The following is a 1,091-nucleotide window of genomic DNA, read 5'->3' on the forward strand; positions in this document are numbered from 1 at the left end:
TCACTCCACGTCGGTGCTGCACCGCGTGGAGGAGACAGACGGTTATCCGCAGCAAGAGCTCTGGTCCGACGACTCAGCCGCAAGCGGCAGTAGTACCGATCCCTCAGGCTTCACCGCGCGGACGATTGCGGAGTGCATGCCATCGGCGACCTGATGGGCCGGGACTACCTCGACGCCGGTGAATCCGGCGTTCTCCAGTCCCTGCCGGTACTCAGCGAACGAAAGCGCACCCGCGATGCAGCCCACGTAGTTGCCGCGCTCGGCCCGCTCCGTGGGAGAGAGATGATCCTCGGCTACGACGTCCGAGACGCCGACACGGCCACCGGGCGCCAGGACGCGGAACATCTCGGCGAAGACAGCCGGCTTGTCGATGTATGTCACCGGAAGCCGGTTCGGTGCGCCGGGTTGTCCACAGGGCGCGGGTTGTCCACAGGCTCTGACGCTGTCCGGAGCGCGGCGGTACCTTCATGCCAGGTGAGGCCCATGAGGGCCCGCCCGGACGTGGGGATGCGGGGGCGAGGGCAGTGGTCATGGCGGAGACCGACGGTGCGCGATTCGGTGGTGCGGGGCTTCCTCACGTGGAGGGGTTCGCGCAGTGGCCCTCGCGGGAGGCGGCGGATGCGGCGGGGGCGGCCGGCCCGGTGGGGCAGGCGGCTTCGGAAGGGGCGCGGGTCCCGCCGAAGAAGGAGGGCAAGGCGCTGCGTGCGCGCGTCAGCCGCACCTCGCACGAATGGTTCGCCGAGGACGACGGCCGCCCCGATCCGGTCGAGGCCGTGGAGGAGTCCAACCGCAGCAGGCTCCCCGACCTCACGCCGATCCGGATGGGCAGGATGGCCGCTTCGCCCTTCGCCTTCCTGCGCGGGGCCGCCGGTCTGATGGCGTACGACCTCGCGCGGACCCCCGTGACCGGGATAGGCGCCCAGATATGCGGAGACGCGCACGCGGCGAACTTCGGCCTGTACGCGGACGCGCGGGGCGGTCTGGTCATGGACCTGAACGACTTCGACGAGACGGGGCACGGACCCTGGGAGTGGGACGTGAAGCGGCTCGCGGCCTCCCTCGTGCTCGCGGGGCGTGAGGCGGGAGCGAGC

Annotated in this window: 1 protein-coding gene and 1 pseudogene; one reads left to right on the forward strand and one right to left on the reverse strand. The window is 70.8% G+C overall.

Translation table 11 applies throughout. From position 1 onward, the window contains the following. Nucleotides 1-42 precede the first annotated feature (42 nt). Nucleotides 43-369 (reverse strand): annotated as a pseudogene (locus tag ACZ5CR_RS46905) (arsenite S-adenosylmethyltransferase); the annotation flags it as partial. Nucleotides 370-530: 161 nt separating this feature from the next. On the opposite strand from ACZ5CR_RS46905, the gene ACZ5CR_RS46910 reads away from it, so the two are divergent. Then, nucleotides 531-1,091: DUF2252 family protein (locus ACZ5CR_RS46910; RefSeq protein WP_468870178.1), on the forward strand; the 561-nt coding region annotated here is incomplete at its 3' end.

This window comes from Streptomyces sp. NPDC031274, assembly GCF_055570235.1.